19 protein-coding genes and 1 riboswitch are annotated in these 22,266 nt (G+C 66.3%); of the genes, 17 read left to right on the plus strand and 2 right to left on the minus strand.

Features of this window, described 5'->3' with window-relative positions; translation table 11 throughout:
- Window positions 1-319 precede the first annotated feature (319 nt).
- Window positions 320-1,465, minus strand: a complete 1,146-nt coding sequence (gene tgt / locus ACYVRU_RS09615; protein WP_173113590.1) for a tRNA guanosine(34) transglycosylase Tgt — start codon at window positions 1,463-1,465, stop codon at window positions 320-322.
- A 292-nt stretch (window positions 1,466-1,757) separates the two neighbouring features.
- Here tgt and queA point away from each other — a divergent pair, with 292 nt between their 5' ends.
- The 4 genes from queA (at window position 1,758) to ACYVRU_RS09635 (ending at window position 8,050) form a co-directional block, all read left to right on the plus strand.
- On the plus strand, window positions 1,758-2,855 hold the full coding sequence (gene queA / locus ACYVRU_RS09620; RefSeq protein ID WP_173113587.1) for a tRNA preQ1(34) S-adenosylmethionine ribosyltransferase-isomerase QueA: 1,098 nt from the start codon (window positions 1,758-1,760) through the stop codon (window positions 2,853-2,855).
- Window positions 2,856-3,331: 476 nt separating this feature from the next.
- Entirely contained in the window at window positions 3,332-4,426 is a 1,095-nt protein-coding gene (locus ACYVRU_RS09625; protein ID WP_451918062.1) for a hypothetical protein, read from the plus strand.
- 373 nt (window positions 4,427-4,799) lie between these two features.
- Window positions 4,800-6,440 carry an FAD-binding protein gene (locus ACYVRU_RS09630; RefSeq protein ID WP_417003681.1) on the plus strand — a complete coding sequence of 547 codons (1,641 nt, stop codon included), beginning with the start codon at window positions 4,800-4,802 and terminating at the stop codon, window positions 6,438-6,440.
- A gap of 185 nt (window positions 6,441-6,625) precedes the next feature.
- Entirely contained in the window at window positions 6,626-8,050 is a 1,425-nt protein-coding gene (locus tag ACYVRU_RS09635) for a helix-turn-helix domain-containing protein (RefSeq protein ID WP_302683359.1), read from the plus strand.
- Between the two features lie 91 nt (window positions 8,051-8,141).
- Here ACYVRU_RS09635 and ACYVRU_RS09640 read toward each other — a convergent pair whose 3' ends face one another.
- Entirely contained in the window at window positions 8,142-8,462 is a 321-nt protein-coding gene (locus ACYVRU_RS09640) for a hypothetical protein (RefSeq protein ID WP_173113575.1), read from the minus strand.
- Window positions 8,463-8,745: 283 nt separating this feature from the next.
- On the opposite strand from ACYVRU_RS09640, the gene secD reads away from it, so the two are divergent.
- The 13 genes from secD (at window position 8,746) to ACYVRU_RS09705 (ending at window position 22,220) form a co-directional block, all read left to right on the plus strand.
- Complete coding sequence (secD, locus tag ACYVRU_RS09645) at window positions 8,746-11,442, plus strand: protein translocase subunit SecD (protein WP_417179859.1); 2,697 nt, start codon at window positions 8,746-8,748, stop codon at window positions 11,440-11,442.
- A 162-nt stretch (window positions 11,443-11,604) separates the two neighbouring features.
- Window positions 11,605-11,928 (plus strand): DUF1292 domain-containing protein, encoded by a 324-nt coding sequence (locus ACYVRU_RS09650; protein WP_114539800.1) that lies wholly within the window; start codon window positions 11,605-11,607, stop codon window positions 11,926-11,928.
- Between the two features lie 22 nt (window positions 11,929-11,950).
- Window positions 11,951-12,175: a response regulator transcription factor gene (locus ACYVRU_RS09655; RefSeq protein ID WP_022739570.1), complete on the plus strand. Its 225-nt coding sequence runs from the start codon at window positions 11,951-11,953 to the stop codon at window positions 12,173-12,175.
- A 76-nt stretch (window positions 12,176-12,251) separates the two neighbouring features.
- Complete coding sequence (locus tag ACYVRU_RS09660) at window positions 12,252-13,085, plus strand: hypothetical protein (RefSeq protein ID WP_302683357.1); 834 nt, start codon at window positions 12,252-12,254, stop codon at window positions 13,083-13,085.
- A gap of 4 nt (window positions 13,086-13,089) precedes the next feature.
- A complete protein-coding gene (locus tag ACYVRU_RS09665; protein WP_302683356.1) occupies window positions 13,090-14,190 on the plus strand; it encodes a hypothetical protein in 1,101 nt (366 codons plus the stop codon).
- Between the two features lie 186 nt (window positions 14,191-14,376).
- Window positions 14,377-15,390, plus strand: a complete 1,014-nt coding sequence (gene nirJ2 / locus ACYVRU_RS09670; RefSeq protein ID WP_302683355.1) for a putative heme d1 biosynthesis radical SAM protein NirJ2 — start codon at window positions 14,377-14,379, stop codon at window positions 15,388-15,390.
- Window positions 15,391-15,559: 169 nt separating this feature from the next.
- The gene (locus tag ACYVRU_RS09675; RefSeq protein WP_231699488.1) at window positions 15,560-16,576 is read left to right on the plus strand and encodes an ABC transporter substrate-binding protein; all 1,017 of its coding nucleotides are present in this window, start codon (window positions 15,560-15,562) and stop codon (window positions 16,574-16,576) included.
- A gap of 21 nt (window positions 16,577-16,597) precedes the next feature.
- Window positions 16,598-17,596, plus strand: a complete 999-nt coding sequence (locus ACYVRU_RS09680) for a FecCD family ABC transporter permease (RefSeq protein WP_114539795.1) — start codon at window positions 16,598-16,600, stop codon at window positions 17,594-17,596.
- Complete coding sequence (locus tag ACYVRU_RS09685) at window positions 17,589-18,485, plus strand: ABC transporter ATP-binding protein (protein WP_231699487.1); 897 nt, start codon at window positions 17,589-17,591, stop codon at window positions 18,483-18,485. Before ACYVRU_RS09680 ends, ACYVRU_RS09685 begins: the two co-directional genes overlap by 8 nt.
- Before the next feature lie 173 nt (window positions 18,486-18,658).
- Window positions 18,659-18,810: riboswitch (FMN riboswitch) on the plus strand.
- 156 nt (window positions 18,811-18,966) lie between these two features.
- Entirely contained in the window at window positions 18,967-19,608 is a 642-nt protein-coding gene (locus tag ACYVRU_RS09690; RefSeq protein ID WP_407925152.1) for an ECF transporter S component, read from the plus strand.
- Window positions 19,608-20,444, plus strand: a complete 837-nt coding sequence (locus tag ACYVRU_RS09695) for an energy-coupling factor transporter ATPase (protein WP_173113560.1) — start codon at window positions 19,608-19,610, stop codon at window positions 20,442-20,444. Before ACYVRU_RS09690 ends, ACYVRU_RS09695 begins: the two co-directional genes overlap by 1 nt.
- Window positions 20,420-21,418, plus strand: a complete 999-nt coding sequence (locus ACYVRU_RS09700; RefSeq protein WP_173113558.1) for an energy-coupling factor transporter ATPase — start codon at window positions 20,420-20,422, stop codon at window positions 21,416-21,418. The genes ACYVRU_RS09695 and ACYVRU_RS09700 overlap by 25 nt, the downstream gene beginning before the upstream one ends.
- The gene (locus ACYVRU_RS09705) at window positions 21,411-22,220 is read left to right on the plus strand and encodes an energy-coupling factor transporter transmembrane component T family protein (protein ID WP_302683354.1); all 810 of its coding nucleotides are present in this window, start codon (window positions 21,411-21,413) and stop codon (window positions 22,218-22,220) included. The genes ACYVRU_RS09700 and ACYVRU_RS09705 overlap by 8 nt, the downstream gene beginning before the upstream one ends.
- Window positions 22,221-22,266 lie beyond the last annotated feature (46 nt).

Genomic DNA, 22,266 nt, shown 5'->3' on the forward strand with positions numbered 1-22,266 from the left:
GTTGAATCCATCAATCTCGACAATTGAAGATTCTAGGCGATGGCCGTTCTTCGCGCATTGGGAGAAACGACGCTTACACCAACGTTGGGGACACGATCCTTCTTTGGACGGCAGTCGCGTTGGTAACTTTGCTCCACAGTGTAATCGCACGTCACGAAGCTGTCAGCGCACGGGCCTACTCGTTTACGTTTCGTAGCCACTTGTCAACAAGTTGTAATCTGAATTTTGACGAATCGTCACCACTGCTGCTCCCGGATATGGTATTGACGATGGTCAATAACGTTTGCCGAAGTCAGATGCAGAAAACTTGCGTCGCTTCCTAGTAGTCCGCCGCGGCGTCGCTTTCCATCCACTGCTCGAAGAACTCCTCGTAGGCGTCGGCGAGCACGGCTTCCCGCGCGCGGCGCATGAGATCCAGCAGGAAGTGTAGGTTGTGCACCGACAGCAGGATGGCGCCGAGCATCTCGTTCTGCTTCACGAGGTGCCGGATGTAGGCGCGCGTGTGGTTGCGACAGGTGGGGCAGTCGCAGGCCGGATCGAGCGGCGCGAAGTCGCGGGCGTACTTGGCGTTGCGCATATTCATGCGGCCGGCGCTGGAAAACGCGGTGCCCATGCGGGCCGTGCGGGTGGGCAGCACGCAGTCGAACATGTCGACGCCCTCGCGCACCGCGCGCACGAGCGTGGTGGGGTTGCCCACGCCCATAAGGTAGCGCGGCCGGTCGTCCGGACAGGCCCGGGCCACTTCGCCGAGCGTCTCGAACATGACCTCGTGATCCTCGCCCACGGAATAGCCGCCGATGCCGTAGCCGCCGAAGCGCCGGCCGCCCCCGGCGAGCGACTCCTCTTCGATCTCGCGCAGCCGCCGCACGCTTTCCAAGCGCAAATCCAGGTGCATGCCGCCCTGCACGATGCCGAAGAGCGTCTGGTCGGAGCGCGTATGCGCCGCCAGGCAGCGACGCGCCCAGGCGCTGGAGTAGTCCACGGCGCGCGCCACGAACTCGCGGGTGGCGGGGTAAGGGGCGCACTGGTCCAGCTGCATGGCGATGTCGGCGCCGATGAGCTCCTGGATGCGCATGTTCTCCTCGGGCGTCCAGTGGATCTTGCTGCCGTCGTAGATGGACTGGAACGTGACCCCGTCGTCGGAGAGCTTCACGGTGTCGGCGAGGCTGAACACTTGGAAGCCGCCGGAGTCGGTGAGCATGGGGCCGTCGTAGTTCATGAAGCGGTGGATGCCCCCGGCCTCGGCCACCAGCTCCGCGCCGGGGCGCATGGCCAAGTGGTAGGTGTTCGCGAGCACCACCTGGCTGCCGAGCTCGCGCAGCTGGTCGGTGGTGATCCCCTTCACCGTGGCGGAGGTGCCCACGGGCATGAACATGGGCGTGTGGAAGTCGCCGTGGGCAGTGGTGTAGGTGAGCGCGCGGGCGTGCCCGCTGGTAGCGTCGCATGTGCAATCGAATAGTGCCAAAATCGTTCCTTCTATCCGTGAAATACCGGTAGAGCCGGAGGCCGAGGGGGTGCTCACAGACCTCTGATCGCCCCCCGGAGAACGCGATCGTCAAGAATCAGCTTCCACTTCAGCAGCAGCGATGCCGGGATGGTACCCGCCTATGTGCGTCATCTTCGCTGATTCTTTTATCGCGTTCGGAGGGGGATAAAGCGATCAGCGGGCTGCGAGCACCCCCTCGGCCTCCGGCCCCCGCGAGTTGAGTTGGGTCATGGTAGTATAGCGCCTGCATACATTCAAAGGAGCGCTTTTCATGAGAACCGATGATTTCGACTACAACTTGCCCGAAGAGCTTATCGCTCAGGAGCCGGCGGCCGTGCGCGACGAGTGCCGACTGCTCGTGATGGATCGCGAAAGCGGGGAAGTGGAAGATCGCATCTTTAAGGACATCATCGAGTACCTGCGGCCGGGCGACCTGCTCGTGGCCAACGAGACGCGGGTCATGCCGGCGCGCCTGCTCGGCGCCAAGCGGGGCACGGGCGGGGCGGCCGAGGTATTTTTGCTGCGCGAATGCGGCGGCTCGGAGCCGCGCACGAACCGCGTGGCCTTCTGGGAGGTGCTCGTGCGGCCGGGTAAGCGCCTGAAGCCGGGTGCCGGGGCCGTGGTGGATTTCTCGAACGCTGCAGGCGAGGTGGTGCTTTCCGCCGAGATCATCGACTGGGCCCGCGACGGCCAGCGCGGCGAGCGCGTGGCGCGGCTTTCCACGCCCCTGCCGTCGCTGGACGAGGCCCTGCATGCCGTGGGGCATACGCCGCTGCCGCCCTACATCCGCGACTACGCCGGCGACGAGGAGCTGTACCAGACGGTGTACTCGCGCCGGGAAAGCTCGGCGGCCGCTCCCACGGCCGGGCTGCACTTCACGCCCGAGCTCATCGAGCGTTTGCGCGCGCGCGGCATCGGTTGGGCCACAGTGGAGCTGGAAGTGGGTCTGGACACCTTCCGCGTGGTGGACGAGGACGACCCGGAGAAGCACCACATCCACACCGAGTTCTACACGGTGACCCAGGCCACCGTGGACGCCGTGAACGCGACCCATGCCGCAGGCGGCCGCGTTATCGCCGTGGGCACCACGAGCGTCCGCAGCTTGGAAAGCGCCTGGGATCCCGAGGCCGACGACGGCCGGGGCGCTCTTGTCGCCCGCGATCGCGAGGCCACGAGCCTCTATATCTTGCCGGGCTATGAGTTCCACGTGGTCGATGCCCTCATCACCAACTTCCATGTGCCGCGTTCCACGCTCATGATGCTCGTCTCCGCCTTCAGCACCCGCGAGAACATCCTAGCCGCCTACCAGCACGCCATCGACGAGCGCTACCGCCTCCTCTCCTTCGGCGACGCCATGTTCTTGCATTAAACGCGTTTGCAGCTCGCCTATTCATGTCGAGCGGTTCCCTGTTTCCCTCTGTCTGGCTTGCAAAATGCGGTTTTAGAGACGGCCGTCCTTCGGCGAGGCGACCGCCCTCCTTCGGCGATGTCGCGTTGTGTGCAAACCCGCGGGTCCCTTCCCCCACCACGCGGGGCATCTCGACCTCTTGCTTGCGTTGGCGCGCAAAACTGCGGGCGCTGCTTGCTGAAATGGCTTGAAAATCACGAAACATCGGCGTCGGAGGCGAAAAACGCGTTTCGTTGTAATACGCCACCTGGGAAAACTCTGCGAATCGAGACATCACCGTTCTTTTTGGGGCGCCAACTGCCGATCTTTCGTGTTTTTCAAGCCATTTCAGGCGATTGAAGCGCTGATTTTCTTCTGCATTCCGATCTTTCGTCATTTTCAAGCCATCATGCCAGCTTTGCGCGGAGAAGGTGGCGTATGGGCGACGCGGGGGCTCTGTGCCGGCAGTAGGACGCTCTGCTCGGCAAAAGATGATGCATTTACTTTCAGCAGAGGATATTTCATGTATCGCGTTATTCCGAGAACACGTGGCGAGCAGAGGTCTTAGAATGCCGCGAATGCGGTTGATCCTCTTTGGCATATCGGCTTTCTCCTACTGGCTTTGCGCGCCGTCGGCGCCTGACGCCTCGTGCAAGGTGTCGGCGAAGATCCTGAAGAATTGCGAGCCTGTTCTTGAGGCGCTGCGTCATTTGGGGAGGCTCTTTCCGTTTTTGCCCCGGCCGTATCATGTCTCTACGACGTCTCATGCTAAAAGGCCATTGTCGGAAGCGATCTGCCATCTTGTGGTTCGCATGCCGAAGGGAAAGGATTTCTGCCGCGTGGAAAGCGGCGTGTTCGTCTCCTGTCCCGAGCTCTGCTTCGTGCAGCTTGCGCAGTCGCTTCCTTTTCACGAGCTCGTTCGCGCGGGCAATGTGCTTTGCGGGCGCTTCTACCTCGACGCTGGGAAGGGTGGCGAGCTTGGGCGACGCGAGCCTCTTACCTCGAAGAGGCGCATCGAGGCCTTTATCCGCGCCAACCCTGGAATTAAAGGCGTGAAGGAGGCTCGCCGGGCGCTCCCGTGGGTTACGGAAGGTGCGGCCTCTCCTCCAGAGGCGTTTCTCGCTATGGTGTTCGGGCTGCCTTACCGCTATGGCGGCTTTCAGCTCTCAGACCTTGCGGTAAACCGGCGGTTGCGGCCGAGCCACAAGGCTCAGCAGATAGCACGCCGCACCACGCTCGTCCCTGATATCCTCTTTGCTGATGCTCGCCTTGCGATCGAGTACGACTCAACGGCCGAGCACACCAGCTCTTCGCAGCTGACGAGAGACGCCCAGAAGCGCCTGGCGCTTGAGACGGACGGCTACAAGGTCGTCACCGTGACGGCGGGGCAGATTGGCAGCTCGGGCGAGATGCGGCGCATCGCCGAGCAGTGCTATCGCCGGCGGGGCAAAAGATTTCGCCCCCAAAGCAAGGAATTCGCGAATCAGCAAGCTCTCCTGTTCCGCATGGGTTGGTCGTTGGAGGATTACTGTCTCAAAGAGCAGCCTCGCTAGGTGCTTTTCAAGAAAATAGTTTTCCCAGTTCAGAGTAAAGGATTAGGGAAAAGATTACGAGAATAATCTTTTTCTCGCTCGCTTTCCGATGCGCGATGGCGCGGCGGCGTCCATAGTGGGGATCGTCACGGGGCGCCGAGCCCGCACACCAGTTGAAGGTTGTCGCGGGGTGCCGTACTCGGGCGGCAGCTGGAAGGCTGCCCGAGTGCGAGAGCGGCGGTGAAGGCCGCGGTCGTGGTTCCCCGGACGGCATCTGTCAAGGAGGGCGCGCGGCGCCCGACAAAGCGCAGGGCGCGAAGGAGTGCCCGGCGCAAGGAGAGGCACGAGGGCGCATGAGAGGCGTCCCGCGCAACGGAAAGAGAGGGAGTTCACCATGACCACCACCGTTACTCGTCGCGATCTGTTCAAGTTCGGCGGCCTGGCCGCGCTCGGCGTGGCCGGCGCCAGCACGCTCGCCGGCTGCGGCCAGCCCAAGACCGTCGCCGAGGCCGCCGCCGAGAAGGGCCTGGCCGACACGGGCGCCGCTGCCGGCCCCGCGTTCCTCGCGCCCCAGGAGCCCATCACCGATTTCGCCGAGACCCACGAGTACGACGTCGTCGTGGTCGGCGCCGGCGAGTCGGGCCTGTCCGCCGTGCATACCGCGCTCGAGGCCGGGGCGCGCGTGGCCTGCGTGCAGAACATCAACGCCGCCCAGACCACCGGCAACATGGCCGCCTCCATCGACCTCACCCAGACCGACGAGGCCGCCGTCCAGGCCTGCGTGAGCTTCATCAACTGGAAGAGCGACTACCGCTCCAACCGCGACCTCGTGAACATCTGGGCCCACAATTCCCAGGAGGCGCTGGCCTGGTGGGCCGAGGAGGCGGCGAAGGGCGGCGTGGAAAGCAAGCCCCACGACGCGGTGCTCTCCTACAACGGCTACGACATCCACCTGCACGCCAACACCTACTTCCACGTGGAGGGCAACCACAACGCCGCCGCCACGGTGATCGCCGAGAACCTGGCCGCCGCCGGCGCCGAGTTCTTCTACAACATGCCCTGCAAGCAGCTGGCCACTGACGAGTCCGGCGCGGTCACGGGCGCCATCTGCGAGGATGCCGACGGGGCGCACCACCTGTTCACGGCGACCAAGGGCGTTATTCTGGCCTGCGGCGACTACTCCTCCAACCAGGAGATGCTCGACTACTACGCGCCGGACACTAAGGGCTTCTCGCTGTTCACCGATTTCCGCGACGGCAGCGCTCTGGTGGCCGGCATGAACGCCGGGGCCATCATGACGCCGCACACCCACACCAAGATGATCCACGGCGAGCCGGCGGCCGTGCGCCTGGAGATGCCCTTCCTCTTCGTCGACCAGGAGGGCAACCGCTTCATGGACGAGACCTGCTGCCGCATGGGCTACATGAACAACTTCGTCCGCCCGTACCTGGCGAAGGCCGGCTTCGCGGACTCCACGGCGGCGAAGTTCTTCAGTCTGGTGCCCGCGAACTGGGAGAGTTTCTACGAGGAGTGGAAGGCCGCCAGCCCCTACGACATCTCCCAGTACAACGGCGACAACAAGGTGAACCCCGAGAAGTGGATCACCGCAGACACCATCGAGGGTTTGGCCGAGGCCATGAACGCCTACGCCGCCGAGAACGATTGGAAGCTCACGAACATCGACGCCGCCGCGCTGGCCGACACCGTGGCCCGCTACAACGAGCTGTGCGCCGCCGGCCGCGACGAGGACTTCGGCAAGGCCGCCAAGTACCTCGTGCCCATCGAGGGCGGCCCCTACTACGCCATCCCCCGCGGCTCCAACAAGCTGCCGGCCATCCTGGGCGGCCTCGTGGTCGATAGCAACCACCAGTGCCTGAACGGGGAGTTCGAGCCCATCAGCGGCCTGTACGCCGTGGGCAACGCCTCGGGCCAGTTCTTCGGCGGCGTGGACTACCCCATGGACATCGAGGGGCTCTCCATCGGCCGCGCCATCACCTCGGGCTACTACACCGGTCGCTTGGTGGCGAGCCTGTAGGCCACCTGCCGTTTCGCCCTCCCGTGCCCGGCCGGCGCTCCCTCCCCGTCGGCTGGGCCTTCTGCGTGCGGCCCTTGGCGGCTCTTGCGGCCCCTTGCGGTCTTTGCGGCCCCGATGCCGCAAAGGCCTCGGGAAAGCGCCGACCCGGCCGCCGGCCGGCCCTGTCACCTGCTATAATGGCCGCCATGGGGAACCTGTTGAAGGACATACGGAAGGGGAGGGAAGACCGCTCCCTGTACCTGCGGGGCATTCTGCCCTACCTGTTCGCGCTCGGCTGCGCCCGCGCTTGGGTGACGCTGGCCGTGGCGGCGCCGGCCCTCGCGCTGCCGGCCGCCTTCGATCTGCACGACGTCTTCGACTACGCCTTCTGCCTGGTCTCCATCGCGGCGGCGCTTGCCGCGCGCCGCCTTCTGCCCCTGAACGCCACGGGGCGGATGCGCGCGGCGTCGGCGGCGCTGATGGTCGCGGCGTCGCTGTGCCTCATCGCGGTCGGCACCGGCCTGGTCGCAGGGCCGGCGGACGTCGTCCTCGTGGCCGCGGGCGCGGCGGCGGGAGGCGCGGGCTTCGGCCTCTTCCTGCTTCTGTGGGCCGAAGTCTTAAGCTGCATCTCGCTCATCCGCATTTTCCTGTACACGACGGCCTCCCAGCTGGTGGCCGTCGTCTGCGTGTTCTTCTGCGACGGCCTGGACGATTTGCGCGTGGCCTGCGCTTTGGTGATCTTGCCGCCGGTGGCGCTGCTCTGCCTGCGCCGTGCCTTCTCGGCGCTGCCCGTCGCCGATCGCCCCTCGCCGGTCATTCCGAAGTTCACCTACCCGTGGAAGATCTTCGTGCTTCTGGCCCTGTACTCCTTCGCCTACGGGCTGCGCCAGCACCAGCTGGCGGCCGGCGCCGGTATGCACTCATCGGTCTCGACGGCCATCGTCATGGCGGTGCTGTTCGCAAGCGCCTACTTCTTCTCGAACCGCTTCAACATCGGCACGCTGTACCGCTCGCCGCTCGTGCTTATCGTGTGCGGCTTTCTGCTCGTGCCCGTCGAGGGCGTCTTCGGCACGGCGGTGTCCAGCTACCTCATCTCCATGAGCTACTCGCTCGTGGGCATCATCGTGGCGCTGCTTCTGTACGACATCGCCAAGCGCCTCGGGGTCACGGTCGTCATCTTCGCCGCCATCAAAGGTGCCGAGCAGGTGTTCGTCATCTGGGGCAAGGGGGTCGCCGAGGCCATGGCCGCCGCGGGCATGAACGCCGGCGCCCAGGACGCGGTCATCGCGGTTGCGGTGGTGGCCATGATGCTGGCGGCCACGCTCATCCTGCTGTCCGAGAAGGAGCTGGCGAGCCGCTGGGGCGTGCGCATCCTGGACGCGGGCGGTCTCGTGGAGAAGACCCCGGAAGAGTTGCGGCGCGACGAGCGGGCGGCTGAGCTGGCCGAGCACGCCCGCCTCACCCCGCGGGAGACCGAGATCCTGGTGCTGGTGGCCCAGGGCAAGAACGGCCCGGCCATCATGCAGGAGCTGTTCATCGCCGAGGGCACCCTCAAGGCCCACATGAGCCACATCTACGAGAAGTGCGGCGTCGCGAACCGCCGCGAGCTCGTGGCGCTGTTGGGTGCGTGATAGGGCGTCATCGCCGCAACCTGCCGGCCCTCGGATGGCTTGGAAATCACGAAACATCGGGTTTAGGGGCAAAAGCGCATGTGCTCAGCCTTCAAATGGCTTGGAAATCACGAAACATCGGCGCTAAAAGCGAAAAAGGCGTTTCGTTGTAATACGTCACCTGGGGAAACTTCAGAAAAATGAAGGAAATAGCCTGCCGAGAGGCGCCAATCGCCGATGTTTCGTGATTTCCAAGCCATTTTGGACGATCGTAGGGTTCGTTTCCCTCTGTATTCCGATGTTTCGTGATTTCCAAGCCAATTTCCAAGCCAGATTGATAGCTTGCGGCCTTGAGGCGAAGGCGGGTGTATTCGTTTGGCGCGCTCGTCGCCGGGTGGAGGGGTCTTCTGGCGTTGGAGCACGCTCGTTTCACGGGTTCGCCGCCGAGCGGAGGAGCGTTGTCACGTTGGGGCGCGCCCCTGAGGCTCCCGAGGCGCTCCCGATTATGCCGCATTAGTTGTCGTGATGTCAGAATTGGGCTTTGACCTTCGGTTCATTTATGGCACAATAGGCAAGTTAACGCAAAAGCGCCGCTTCGGGGGAGGCTGGGGCGCTTATCGCGCGAGAAGAACCACCGCGCGAGAAAAGAACGGAAGCGCGCTAAGAGAACCAGGGCGCGCAGGAGAACGGAACGCGAAAGAAGAAGGTCGCATCCCATGGCATTGGAACGCAACGTCAAGAAGAAGCCGGCCCGTACGGCGGATCGCCGCAACGTGTGGCTGCTCATCCTCACCACCCTGCTCATCGTCGTGTCGGTGGTGCTGTTCACTCCGCCCAACGAGAAGATCAACCAGGGCCTGGACATCCAGGGCGGTCTGTCGGTGGTGCTCACGGCGAAGTCCACGGACGGTGCGCCGGTCACCCCCGAGGACATGGAGAAGTCTCGCGCCATCATCGAGAGCCGCGTGAACGCGCTGGGCGCCTCGGAGGCCACGGTGCAGGAACAGGGGAACGACCAGATTCTCGTGCAGATCCCCGGCCTGGCCGACACGGAAGAGGCGCTCGCCACCATCGGGCGCACCGGCTCGCTGGAGTTCGCCCGCCTGGATTCGTTCACCGATGAGGACGTGAAGAACGCCATCGATTCCGGCCAGACCTCCGGCGAGGGCACGGTGACCGACGAGTTCGGCAATGCCTTCCCCTCGGGCCAGGTTGAGCACATGGCCGTGGAGCCGGGCACCTACACGCCCATCGTCACCGGCGCCGACATCACCAACGTCACCATCGGCCGCGAGAGCGAGGGCAGCACCTACTACAGCGTGAACATCACGTTGAACTCCCAGGGCGCCAAGGCCTTCGCCGACGCCTCGCGCGATTTGGTGGCCGACCACGGCAAGATTGTCATCATCTTGGACGGCGAGGTGCAGTCCGCCCCGGCCGTGCAGTCCGAAATCCCCAACGGCGAGGTGTCCATCACCGGCCAGTACTCTTTGGAAGACGCCAAGGCGCTGCAGACCATCCTGGAGTCCGGCTCGCTGCCGGTGTCCTTCGAGTACGCCCAGTCCCAGGTCGTCGGCCCCACCCTCGGCCAGGACGCGCTCGTCTCCGGCGTCGTGGTGGCGCTGATCGGCCTTGCGGTCGTCATGCTGTACCTGCTGTTCTTCTACAAGGGCCTCGGTATCATCACCGCCGCGGCCATGGCCGTGTTCGCCGTGCTCTACCTCGGCATCCTGGCGGCCCTTTCCGCCTTCCACCTGTTCAGTCTGTCGCTGGCGGGCATCGCCGGCATCGTGCTGACCATCGGTATGGCTGCCGACTCCTCCATCCTCACGGTGGAGCGCTTCCGCGAGGAGATCCGCATGGGCCGCTCCGTGAAGGCGGCCTCCATCACCGGCGTGAAGCACGCCATCTTCACCTCCATCGACGCCGACCTCGTGACCATGGTCTCGGCGCTGTGCCTGTTCTTCCTCGCCGCCGCCTCCGTCAAGGGCTTCGGTATGACGCTGGCCTTGGGCATCATCTGCGACATCGCCATGATGCTCATCTTCAAGGCGCCGCTTATCCGCCTGCTCGCGCCGAAGGTCATTGCGAAGCACCCCGGCTTCTGGGGCATTAAGGACTCCATCGACGCGTCGAAGGGTTACGCCGAGCTGGCCGCCGCCGAGGGCGTGCCCGAGGCCGAGGCCGAGACGGCGGCCCAGATGAACGCCGCCGAGACCCGCGTCGTCGCCGAGGGCGAGGGCGAAGAGGGCTCGGTCGCCGTCACCGCCGTGCGCAAGATCAAGGGACGCTTCATCAAGCACGACATCAACTTCCTCGGCTACCGCAAAGTGTTCCTCACCGTGGCCGCCGTGGCCATGGTGGCGTGCCTCGCTATCGTCGGCTTCCGCGGCCTGAACTTCGGCATCGAGTTCGTCGGCGGCACGTCGGTGGCCTTCCACGGCACCGGCGATATCACCACCGAGCAGATGCGCGAGGCCATGAACGACGCCGGCGAGCCTGACGCCGTCATCCAGACCACCGAGACCAACGGCGAGCCCGGCTTCCTCGTGCGCACCACCACCACCTCGGCCGAGGACGCCACGGCCCATGCCAACCAGGTGGCCGAGGCCCTCGGCATGACCTCGAGCGACTTCGAAGTGACCACCATCGGTCCCGACTGGGGCGCGAGCGTCATCCAAAGCTCGCTCATCGCCTTCCTCGTGTCCATCCTGCTCATCATCGTCTACATCGCCATCCGCTTCGAGTACAAGATGGGCGTCATGGCCATCGTCGCGCTGTTCCACGATCTCATCTTGGTGGTGGGCATCTACGCACTGGTGGGTCGGGAAGTGAACCCGAACACCATCGCCGCCCTGCTCACGATTCTCGGCTACTCGCTTTACGACACCGTGGTCGTGTTCCACCGCATCAACGACAACATGAAGGGCGAGGACATCCGCTGCACCTTCATGACCATGGCCAACCACTCCATGAACCAGGTGTTCATCCGCACCATCAACACGACGCTCACCTCGTTCATCCCGGTGTTCGCCATGCTCTTGTTCGGCGGCGAGACGCTGAAGGACTTCGCCTTCGCCATGGCCATCGGCCTCATCGCCGGCTCCTACTCGTCCATCGCCATCGCCTGCCCGCTCTACTGTATGTGGAAGACCCGCGAGCCGAAGTTCGCGAAGCTGCAGAAGAAGTACGGCACGGAAGTGGGCCTGTTCGAGTTCGACCACTCTGCCTCCACCGGCATCGCCCAGGTGCCTCTAGCGCGTCTTGAGGCCAACGCCCGCGCCGAGGCCTACGTGGCCGAGCAGACCGAGGCGACCGGTGAGGCGCCCGACGCCGCGGCGGTGGCGGCGGCCGCCAAGCCCAAACCGGTGAACAACAAGAAAAAGAAGCACCGCCACGGAAGGGCGCAATAGCAGCTCTCCCGGGATCGGGCCACGGGGTACTGCTCAGTCGCGCGTACTGTCCTCGCTCGGCGAAACAGCCCACTGGGCTGTTTCGTTCGCTGCAGAACTCGCTTGGTGAGCAGCACCCCGTGTCCCTCTACGCTCTTCCACGCTTGAGAGAAAGGCGCGAACATGGTTCGTGAAGGTTCGGCTCCTAACTTTTGCCCGCCTACCGAAGAGGGCATCACCATCACGCTCGTCGATGAGAAGGGCGAGCAGGTGGAACTGGAGTTCCTCGGGCTCGTGCTGAAGGGGGAGAGCTCGTTCGGGTTCTTCTTCCCGGTGGACGACGAGCATCCGGCTACCTCTTCTGGCGAAGTGGTGGTCTTGGAAGTGACCGAGGTGGACGCCGACGGCCAGCCCTGCTCCTTCGAGCTGGTGGACGACGAGGTCATCGCCGCCGAGGCCTACGCGGACTTCCAGGAAGCCGCCAAGGACCTCTACGACTTCGCCTAGGGCGCGGCTCGAAGGACGCACGATGATCTTCGTCGCCGACCCTGCCTCCGCGTTCACCTTGCGCGAGCAGCAGATTCTCTATTACATCGCCGGCGGTCTCTCGAACAAGGAGATCGCCGGGCGGCTTTCCCTCTCTGAGCAGACGGTGAAGGCGCACCTGTCCCACATGACCACCAAGTGCGGTCGTGCGAACCGCGCGGCGCTCGTGGCCTACGGCTTCGAAACTGGCCTGCTGCGCCGCCGCTGATTAGCCCGAACGGGGGATGGCGGGAAAGGCGCCCTCGGATAGACTTGAACCCTCAGGCTGGGAGGATAGCGCGCTCATGACCCTGTTCGTCTTCGAAATACTCTGCATCTTGCTCTACGGCGCGGCGAGCGCCTTGGGGGCGTTCGGTCTCAGGCGCGGTCACCGTCGGGCGGCGCGGGCGGCCAAGGGCGTCTATCTGGCCGCCGTGGCGGCGCATTCCGCGGTCATCGGCATGGAGTCGGTAAGCACCGCAGGCACGCTGCTCTCGGGCCCCAACATCGTCATGCTGGCCTCGTGGGTGCTTGCCGTGGTGACGGCGGTGGGGCTGCTCGTCACTCGCCGTGGACTGGCCTTCTCCACCGTCGCCGCGCCGGTGGTGGCGCTTCTGATCCTCGTGTCCCAGTGGCTGCGCATCCTCGACCCCGCGGGTGCCGACAACATGGCCTTCTACCACTGGCCGCTGCTCGTGCCCCATATCGTGCTCGTGTTCGTCGCCCTGGCCTGCTTCGCCACCTCGGCCGTATCGGCTGCGCTCGACTGGTACCAGCGCCGGCTTATGGCGGCCCGCAGCGCCAAGGTGCTCGAGCTGAACACGCCGGCGCTGGATACGCTCGCCCTCATCTCGCGCTTGGCGGGGTTGGTGGGCCTTACGGTGCTCATCGCTGCCATGCTCATCGGGTTCACGCACCTGGTGGCGCTCTATGCGGCCATGGCACAGATCGGCACCGAGGGCAACTTGGGCTATCTGGTGCCGCGCGTGGCGCTCTCCCTGGTGACGACGGCCGTGTGGTCGGCGTTCTGCGCCCTGTCGTTTCTGGCGCCCTGGGCCGCGTCGGCGAGAACCCGCGACGCTTTGGCCATTGCCGGCCTTGCGGCGGCAGTGCTGCTCATCGCGGTGTCGGCGGGGTAGGGCCATGGGTCTGTTCGTTGCGGGCGTGAACCCGCGCCGCCCGGTGTTCCCATCGGCGAGCCAGCATTTGGCCGACGCTGCCGCCCGCCGCGCGCTGCTCGGCGCCGTCTCGGGGCACCGGAGCCTGAGCGAGGGACTCCTCGTGGCCGCGGACGGCCGGCTGGAGCTGTACGCTGTGGCCGACGGGGGCTGCGACGCCTACGATATCGCCGCCGGACTTTTCGGCGCTGTGGCCGAGGGGGAGGTGGCCGGCGCGCTCTATTTCGCCGAGGGGATCGATGCGGCCTCTCACCTGTTCGCCGCCTTGTGCGGCCTGGACGAGTTCGCTCGGGGACCCCGGGAAGGCGCGTCGCTTCCCGGGGAATGCGACGGGCTTGCCGCTGCGGGAGAGCTGTCGCAGCCGGGAGGCCGCGGGGCTCTTGGCGCGCCGGGCTTGCCGGCCGCGCTGCCCGCCTGTTGGGCGCGCGCCCTGTCGGAGGCGCGGAAGGCGGCCACGCTGGGCGATGCCCTGACCCGGCTCGCTGCGGCGGCCTCCGGTCTGTCCAGCGCTTTGTCCGCGGCGGATGCGTCCGCTTCGACGGCGGCGCTGGCCGAGACGGCCGTGGAGCTGGCCCGGCGCGTGTTCGGCCATCTCGAGCGCCGGTGCGTGCTTGCTGCCGGCGCGGGCGATTTCTCGCTGGCCCTCGCCGGCGCGTTCCTCGGCGCCGGCGTAGAGCGCTTCCAGGTGCTCGGCGATGGAGACTGCGAGGAGGCCGCCCGCGTGCTCGGCGCGCCCGTGGCCGACCCCCAGCTGCTCTCGGCGCTGCTCGTCGATGCCGATATCGTCTTGGCGGAAAGCGCTGTGGAAGGCGCCTCGCTCGATCGGCGCCTCATGAAGGGCGTCGTCCGCCTGCGCCGGGGCCGGCCGATGCTGCTCGTCGACGCCAGCGCGGATGGCTTGCTTATCGATCACCGCGTCGCCTCCCTCGATGGCGTCTTCCTCTACACCGTCGCCGATCTGGCCGCCATCACCCGCGACGCCCCTTGGGCGCGCCTGGGCACCGACGACGCCCGCGAGCGCCTTTTTGCCGATGCGGTTCGCACTTTCGCCCTGCAGACGGGTTAAGGTGCGCGTCCTCATCTCCCGCGGCGTCCTTCCAACCTAGCCCGTTCGGGCGATTCCTGCGGAAAGCGCTCTGGGTATCCTTGAAACCACCTTGCGGCCGAACGCGCGGCAAACCTGCCGTCGAGCCTGCGGCACGTGAGCCGTCAGCCTGAGGCCGCGTCCATGCGTGGGAGAGGAGACCCCGACATGATCGTATCGTGGATGACCACGAACCAATGCAACCTGAAGTGCGTCCACTGCTACCAGGACGCCGAGGAGGCCACCGAGCGCGAGCTTACCACCGACGAGGCGAAGAAGATGATCGACGAGATTGCCCGCGCGGGCTTCAAGATCATGATCTTCTCCGGCGGCGAGCCGCTTCTGCGTCCCGACATTTACGAGCTGGTGGCCCATGCGGCCTCCCGCGGCCTGCGCCCGGTGTTCGGCAGCAACGGCACGCTCATCACCGACGAGGTGGCCTGCCGCCTGAAAGAGGCCGGCGCGGCCGCCATGGGCATCTCGGTGGACAGCCTGGACGCCGCCAAGCACGACAAGTTCCGCGGCCTTCCGAACGCCCATGCGCTCACCCTGACCGGCATCGAGGCCTGCAAGCGCGCCGGCCTGCCCTTCCAGCTGCACACCACCGTGGTCGATTGGAACCGCGACGAGGTATGCGCCATCACCGACTTCGCGGAGGAGATCGGCGCTGTGGCCCACTACATCTTCTTCCTGATCCCCGTCGGCCGTGGCGAGTACATCCAGGAGACGAGCCTGGAGGTGCTGGAAAACGAGGCACTTTTGCGCGAGATCATGGAGAAGTCGGCGGAAGTGTCCATTGACGTGAAGCCCACCTGCGCGCCACAGTTCACCCGCGTGGCCAAGCAGCTGGGCGTTGACACGCGCTTCACCCGCGGCTGCCTGGCCGGCCTCACCTACTGCGTCGTGGGCAGCGAGGGGATCGTTCGCCCCTGCGCCTACATGACCGAAGAGGCCGGCGACGTGCGCGAGACGCCCTTCGACGAGATTTGGAAGACGAGCCCAGTGTTCGAGCGCCTGCGCACCCAGGCCTACTCCGGCGCCTGCGGCACCTGCGACTACAAGGACGGCTGCGGCGGCTGCCGCGCCCGGGCCGCCTACTACCACGACGGCGACATCCTGGCCCAGGATGACTACTGCGCCCACGGCCAACAACTCGACGTTCATTCGGCTATTGCCGAATGAACGTCCTGACGCTGCGGTTCCGACAGGCACCTGATCTGGCCCCTTGTTTTGGGCTCGGCGCGGCACGAAGGCCGCTTGGCCCAAAGGCGGGGCCATATCAGGCACCTGTCGCAACCTCGCTGACTTCCTTGGGCGAACCTGTGAGTTTTTGTATAGAAAGGATTTTGTTTTGAAGAAGTTTGTACTGTGCGCTGCCACCGCGGCGCTTGCTCTGGCGCTGGTCGGTTGCGGGCAACAGGGAGCCGAGGCCCCGGCTGTCGACAATGGGCTGGCCCAGGAGCAATCGGACGCCGTGTCCGGGTCCGGCACCGAGGCGGTGCCCGGTCCGGTCACCTTCACCGACGATGCGGGAAACGAGGTCACCGTGGACAACCCGCAGCGGGTCGTGGCCTGCATGGGCAGCTTCGCGAACGCCTGGGAGCTGGCTGGGGGCACGCTCGTGGGCGTCTCCGATGATGCGCTCCAGGCGGCCGGTTGGACCATCCAAAGTCCTGATGTGGCCACGGTGGGGGACTTCACGGCAGTGAACCTCGAGGCTGTCATGGCGCTTGATCCCGACTTCGTCATCATGACGAGCGGCACCGGCGGCCGCGGCGGCGATTCCAGCCAGGCCGACCTGCGCGACGCGCTTGTGGGCGCGGGCATCCCCGTGGCCTACTTCGAGGTGACCACCTTCGACGACTACGAGCGCTTGATGCGCACCTTCACCGACATCACCGGGCGCGCGGACCTCTACGATCAGAACGTGGCGAAGGTGGCCGAGGCTATCGACGCCATCGTGGGCGCGGCGCCGGCCGAGAACCCGCCGACGGCGCTCGTGCTTACCACGTTCTCCGGCGGCACCCGTGTGCAGAACTCCGGTACGCAGACCGGGGCCATGTTGGCCGATCTCGGCGTGAACAACCTCGCCGACGAGAATCGCAGCCTTCTGAAAGATTTCAGCCTGGAAGCGGTCATCGAGATGGATCCCGACTTCATCTTCGTCATCCCCATGGGCAACGACACCGAGGCGGCCATGCGCAACCTCGAGGAGGCCACGGCGGCCAATCCGGCGTGGTCGAGCCTGTCCGCCGTGCAGAACGGCCGCTACATCACCCTGGACCCGACGCTGTACCTCGCAAAGCCCAACGCCCAGTGGGATGCGGCCTACCAGGGGCTCTTCGATAACCTTTACGGGCAGAACTAGCGGCGGAAGATGCCTTGCGCCATGGGTTCTGTCTCCCGCAACATCATCGTCGTGGCCGCGACCGCCATCTTTCTCGCGGCGGCCACGGCGGCGGCGCTCACGCTCGGCGCCTCCTCGGTGAGCCTGCCGGAGTTGGCGGCGTGGCTTGTCGGCGGCGATGTCTCCGATATGGCCCGCAACATCTTGGAGAACGTCCGCGTGCCGCGGGTGCTGGCGGCGCTTCTGGCCGGCGCGGCCCTGGCCACCTCCGGCGCGCTGATCCAGGCGTGCCTGGACAATCCGCTGGCGAGCCCCAACGTCATCGGCGTGAATTCCGGCGCTGGTCTCGCCGTGCTGCTGGCCGCCTCGCTCGTTCCCGGGGCGCTGTGGCTCACGCCGCTGGCGGCCTTTATCGGGGCGCTGGCGACGGCGCTCATCATCTTTGCGCTGTCGCTGGGCACGGGCTTAAGCCGCCTGACCGTGGTGCTCGCCGGCATCGCCATCACCACGGTGTTCGGCGCGGGCATGAACACCATCCTCATCGTGGATCCGGACGCCTACATCGGCTCGTCCACCTTCCTTGTGGGCGGCCTGTCCGGGGTGCTCATGCGCGATCTGGCGTGGCCCGCTGCCTACATCGCTGTGGGCCTGGTGGCGGCGCTGGCGGGGGCGGCGAAGCTGAACATCCTCTCGCTCGGCGACGAGGCCGCCCACAGCCTGGGCGTGAACGTGCGCGCCGTGCGTCTGGGGATGCTCGCCGTGGCCGCGGTGCTTGCCGGTGCGGCCGTGAGCTTCGCGGGGCTTATCGGGTTCGTGGGGCTTGTGGTGCCGCACCTGATGCGCTTCTTCGTCGGCCACGACAACCGCTGGGTGGTGCCGGCCTCGGCCTTGGCCGGGGCGGCCTTCGTTGTGGGCTGCGACCTTCTGGCCCGGGTGCTGTTCGCCCCCTACGAGCTGCCCGTGGGCATCCTTCTGGCCTTCATCGGCGGCCCCTTCTTCATCTACCTCATCCTGAAGAACAAAGGAGGCGGCCTTGACTGAATGCGTTATCCGGGGCGAGAGAACGCCGTCGTGTGCGCGTCCCGCCGACGTTGGGGCGCGCTCGCCGGAGTGCGCCATCCGCTACGAGGGCGTCTCGTTCTCCTACAAGCCGGGTGTCCCCTTCATGGAAGGGCTTTCCGCCGCCATCCCCGCCGGCGCGGTGACGAGCATCGTCGGTCCCAACGGCTGCGGGAAATCGACGCTGGTGAAGTTGGCCGCCGGCCTTTTGCGCCCTGTGGCGGGGCGGGTGGAAGTGGCCGGCCACGACACGGGTGAGCTGGCCTCGCGCGAGCGGGCGCATCTGATGGCCGTGCTGGCCCAGAGCTCGCGCGTGCCTCCCATGACCGTGGAGGCCCTGGTGGCCTGCGGCCGCCATCCCCACCTGGCCTGGGGAGGACGCCTCGGCCCCGACGATCGCGCGGCCGTGGAGGCCGCTATGGAACGGGCCGGCGTCGCGCGCTTTCGCAGCCACGACCTGCGCCAGCTCTCCGGCGGCGAGCGCCAGCGGGCCCATGTGGCCCGCACGCTCGCCCAGGACACCGACCTCATCGTGCTGGACGAGCCCACCACCTATCTGGATATCAGCGCCTGCCACGACCTCATGGCCCTCGTGCGCGACCTGAACCGCCGCGAGGGCAAGACCGTCGCCATGGTCATCCACGATCTGGATCTCGCCCTGCGCTACTCCGATTACCTCGTGGTGATGCAGAAGGGGAGGGTCGTCGATGCGGGCCCCACCGACGAGGTGCTCGCCTCGGGCGCCGTCGGCGACGCCTTCTCCATGGACATCTGCCCCCACGACCGCCCGCGTTTTGCAGAACGCGGCGAGGATTTCGAAGGGCGCGCCGAAACCGAGCGCGGCTACGTGCTGTACCCCCGTCGCCGCTGACGGGCGGCGCGAGGCCCCGGGGCCTCGAGGCCCGAGGCCCGGAGGTCCCGAGGCCCCGAGATCCCGAGGCCCGGAGGTCCCGAGGCATCGGCGGCGTCTATCGACCGCCGCGCGCATCCAATGGCCCCAGGGGTTGCGCGCGCGGCGGCCGTCGCCTACAATGTGCCCCGTGAATTCTGTTTCAGGGCGAGGTGGAAATCCTCACTGGCGGTAAGCACGGCGGCGCCTTAGGCGCTCGGCAAGCCCGCGACCCTGTGCGAGAGCGCAGGCTGACCCGGTGAAAGTCCGGGGCCAACGGTTACAGTCCGGATGGAAGAGGCAGACGTTCGCGTTTCTGGCGCCCCGACCGACAGGGCCGATGCAAACGGAAACGCGACATCATGGAAGCCTGTATGAAAGGAATTCATACAGGCTCGTTTTCTTTTTTGCGAGGGGAAGCGGCTCCGGAAGATACGCCTCGCGAAGAGAAAGAAGGTCCATCATGGCCAACAAACCCACGACCCACCCCGCTGTCGGCTCCTCCACGGTGCGCCCGGCCAAGGCGCCCACGGCCCAGAAGACCATGGCGAACACGAACCGCTGGTCCACCCGCGTGCTCGTGACCATCGCGCTCCTGTGCGCCATCTCGGTGCTCCTGTCCTTCGTCGAGTTCCCGCTGCTGCCCGGCGTGGCATGGCTGTCCTACGACGCCTCCATCATGCCCGCGGCGGTCTGCGGCTTCGCCTTTGGCCCGGCGGCGGGTCTCGCCTGCGGCATCATCTCGGTGGTGGCCCACGGCATCCTCTTCGCCGACTTCACCGGCGCCCTCATGAACCTGCTCGTGGTCATCGGCTTCATCCTGCCCTCGGCGCTCGTGTACAAGAAGATTCACACCCTGAAGGGCGCCATCATCGGTCTGGTGCTCGGCATCGTGTTCGCCGTCATCATGGCCGTGCTTGGCAACCTCGTGGTCACCCCGGCATGGCTCGGCGTGCCGCTCGATGCCGTCGTGGCCATGATCGTGCCCATCCTCATCCCGTTCAACCTGTTGAAGGGCCTTTTGAACGCCATCCTGACGCTTATCGTCTACAAGGCCATCTCGAACCTCATCACCCCGAAGAAAGACCAGGTTAAGGGCCGCTAATGAGCACCGATGTCTTCGTCGACTTCCGCGATGCCGCCTTCACCTACGACGGCGAGGCCTTCGTCTTCCGCCACTTGAACCTGACGGTGCCTCAGGGGCAGTTTCTGTGCCTGCTCGGTGGCAACGGCTCGGGGAAGTCCACCCTGGCCAAGCACATCAACGCGCTGCTTCTGCCCGACGAGGGCGAGGTGGTCGTGTTCGGCTGCGACACCCGCGACGCAGAGCAGACCTACTTCATCCGCTCCAACGCCGGGCTCGTCTTCCAGAACCCCGACGACCAGCTGGTGGCGAGCCTCATCGAGAACGACGTCGCCTTCGGCCCGGAGAACCTCGGTATCCCGAACCCCGAGCTGCGCGAGCGGGTGACCCGAGCGCTCGCCGAGGTGGGCCTGCAGGGCTTCGAGGCCCACGAGACCAATGCGCTTTCCGGCGGCCAGAAACAGCGCGTGGCCATCGCCGGGGTGCTCGCTATGGACCCGGCCATCCTCATCCTGGACGAGGCCACGGCCATGCTCGACCCGCGCGGGCGCGCCGGGCTCATGCGCGTTGTGCGCGAGCTGCACGAGCGCGGCATGACCGTCGTGATGATCACCCACTTCATGGAGGAGGCGGCCGCAGCCGATCGCGTGGTGGTGCTCGACGGCGGCGAGGTTCGCATGGACGGCGCCCCGGAAGAGGTGCTCGTGCGCGCCGACGAGCTGCGCTCGCTTTCCCTGGAGGTGCCCTTCGCCTGCCGCCTTTCGCTCGAGCTGCAGGCCGCGGGCGTTCCCGTTTCCACCTGCATCACCGACGACACCCTGAAGGAGGAGCTATGCGCCTTGCGTTCGAAGATGTGAGCTACTCCTACGAGGGCGGCGAGGCGAAGAAGAGGCGCGGCCGCCGCAAGAAGGACGCCGCCCGCCAGGCCGATTGGGGCAACGCGCCCGATGCCGTGTGGGCCCTGCGCGATGTGACCTTCACGGTGGAGCCGGGGGAGTTCTTCGGCGTCGCGGGGCACACCGGCAGCGGAAAATCCACGCTCATCCAGCATATGAACGGGCTCGTGCATCCCACGTGCGGCCGTGTTCTGGCCGATGGGCGCGACTTGGCGGAGAAGGGCGTCGCCACCGAAGTGCGCCGCCAGGTGGGACTCGTGTTCCAGTATCCCGAGAACCAGCTGTTCGCCAACACCGTCTACGACGACGTAGCCTTCGGGCCGCGCAACATGGGGCTTGGCGCCGAGGAGGTCGACCGCCGCGTGCGGGAGGGCCTGGCCCTGGTGGGGCTGTCTTTCGACGAGCTTGCCGAGCGCAGCCCCTTCGATCTGTCCGGTGGCCAGCAGCGCCGCGTGGCCTTCGCCGGCGTGCTCGCCATGGAGCCGGAGGTGCTCGTGCTCGACGAGCCGGTGGCCGGTCTGGATCCGCTTTCCCGCGAGGAGTTCCTGGGGCTCATCCGCGAGCTGCATGCCGGCGGCCGCACCATCGTCATGGTGTCCCATTCCATGGAGGACTTGGCGGCGCTAAGCGACCGCATCCTCGTGCTGTCCGAGGGGCGCGTGTTCCGCCTGGGGACGCCGGCCGAGGTGTTCGCCGACGCGGCGGCGCTGAAGGCCGTGGGCCTGGGGGCTCCGGCGCCGGAGGCCTTCGCCGCTTCCCTGCGCGAGGCCGGTTTCGAGCTGGGGCGCGACCTCTACGACGAGCGCACCCTGGCCGCCGATATCGCCGCCCAACTTGCGGGCACCCCGGTGGCCGCCGCGCCCGATGCGGCGGTCGGCTTCGCGGCGTTGCGGGCTGCCGACGCCGTCATCGAGGGTGGTGGCGACGATGCCTGATCGCGCCATCATCGGCCAGTACTGGCCCGAGGACTCGCTCGTTCACGCCATGGATCCCCGGGTGAAGTTCATCCTGTCCTTCGTGCTCATGGCGGCGGTGTTCTGCGCGGCGACGCCCTTGTCGCTGGCGGTGGCGGCCCTGTTCGTCGTGGGCTTCTACGCCGCGAGCCGCATCCCGCTGCTCCAGGCCATCCGGGCCATCGGCCCCTTGCTCGTGCTCGTAGTGCTGACGGCGCTCCTGAACGTGCTCTTCGTTCAGGGCGGCCACGTGTACTTCGAGTTCGGCATCATCTGCGTCAGCGAGAAGGGCCTGCAGTCGGCCGTCTTCATCGGCTGTCGCCTGCTGCTTCTGCTCATGGGGATGAGCCTGCTCACCCTGACGACCACGACCCTCGACATCACGGCGGCCTTCGAGCGTCTGATGGCACCGCTTTCGCGCATCGGCGTTCCCGCCCACGAGCTGGGCATGATTCTCGGCATCGCGCTGCGCTTCCTGCCGCAGTTCATGACCGAGCTCGGCATCATCTACCGTGCCCAGAAAAGTCGCGGCGCCCACTTTAGCGCGAACCCCTTCCGCGGCGGCATCCAGTCGCTCACAGCTCTGCTCATCCCGCTGTTCACGAGCGCCTTCCGCCATGCCGAGACCCTAAGCGCCGCCATGGAGGCCCGCTGCTACCACGGTGGCGTCGGCACCACGCGCCTCGACCCGCTGCGCCTCACCTGGCGTGACGCCGTCGGCACCGGCGCCCTTGTCCTCATGATCACCGCCGTCATTGCCACCAACTATGTTCCCTTGTCATAAAGAGTTGAGCAGCGGGAGGTCGGAGGCGGTGGTGCCGCGCGCAGTT

It is taken from the genome of Adlercreutzia sp. CNCM I-6216, from assembly GCF_977113345.1.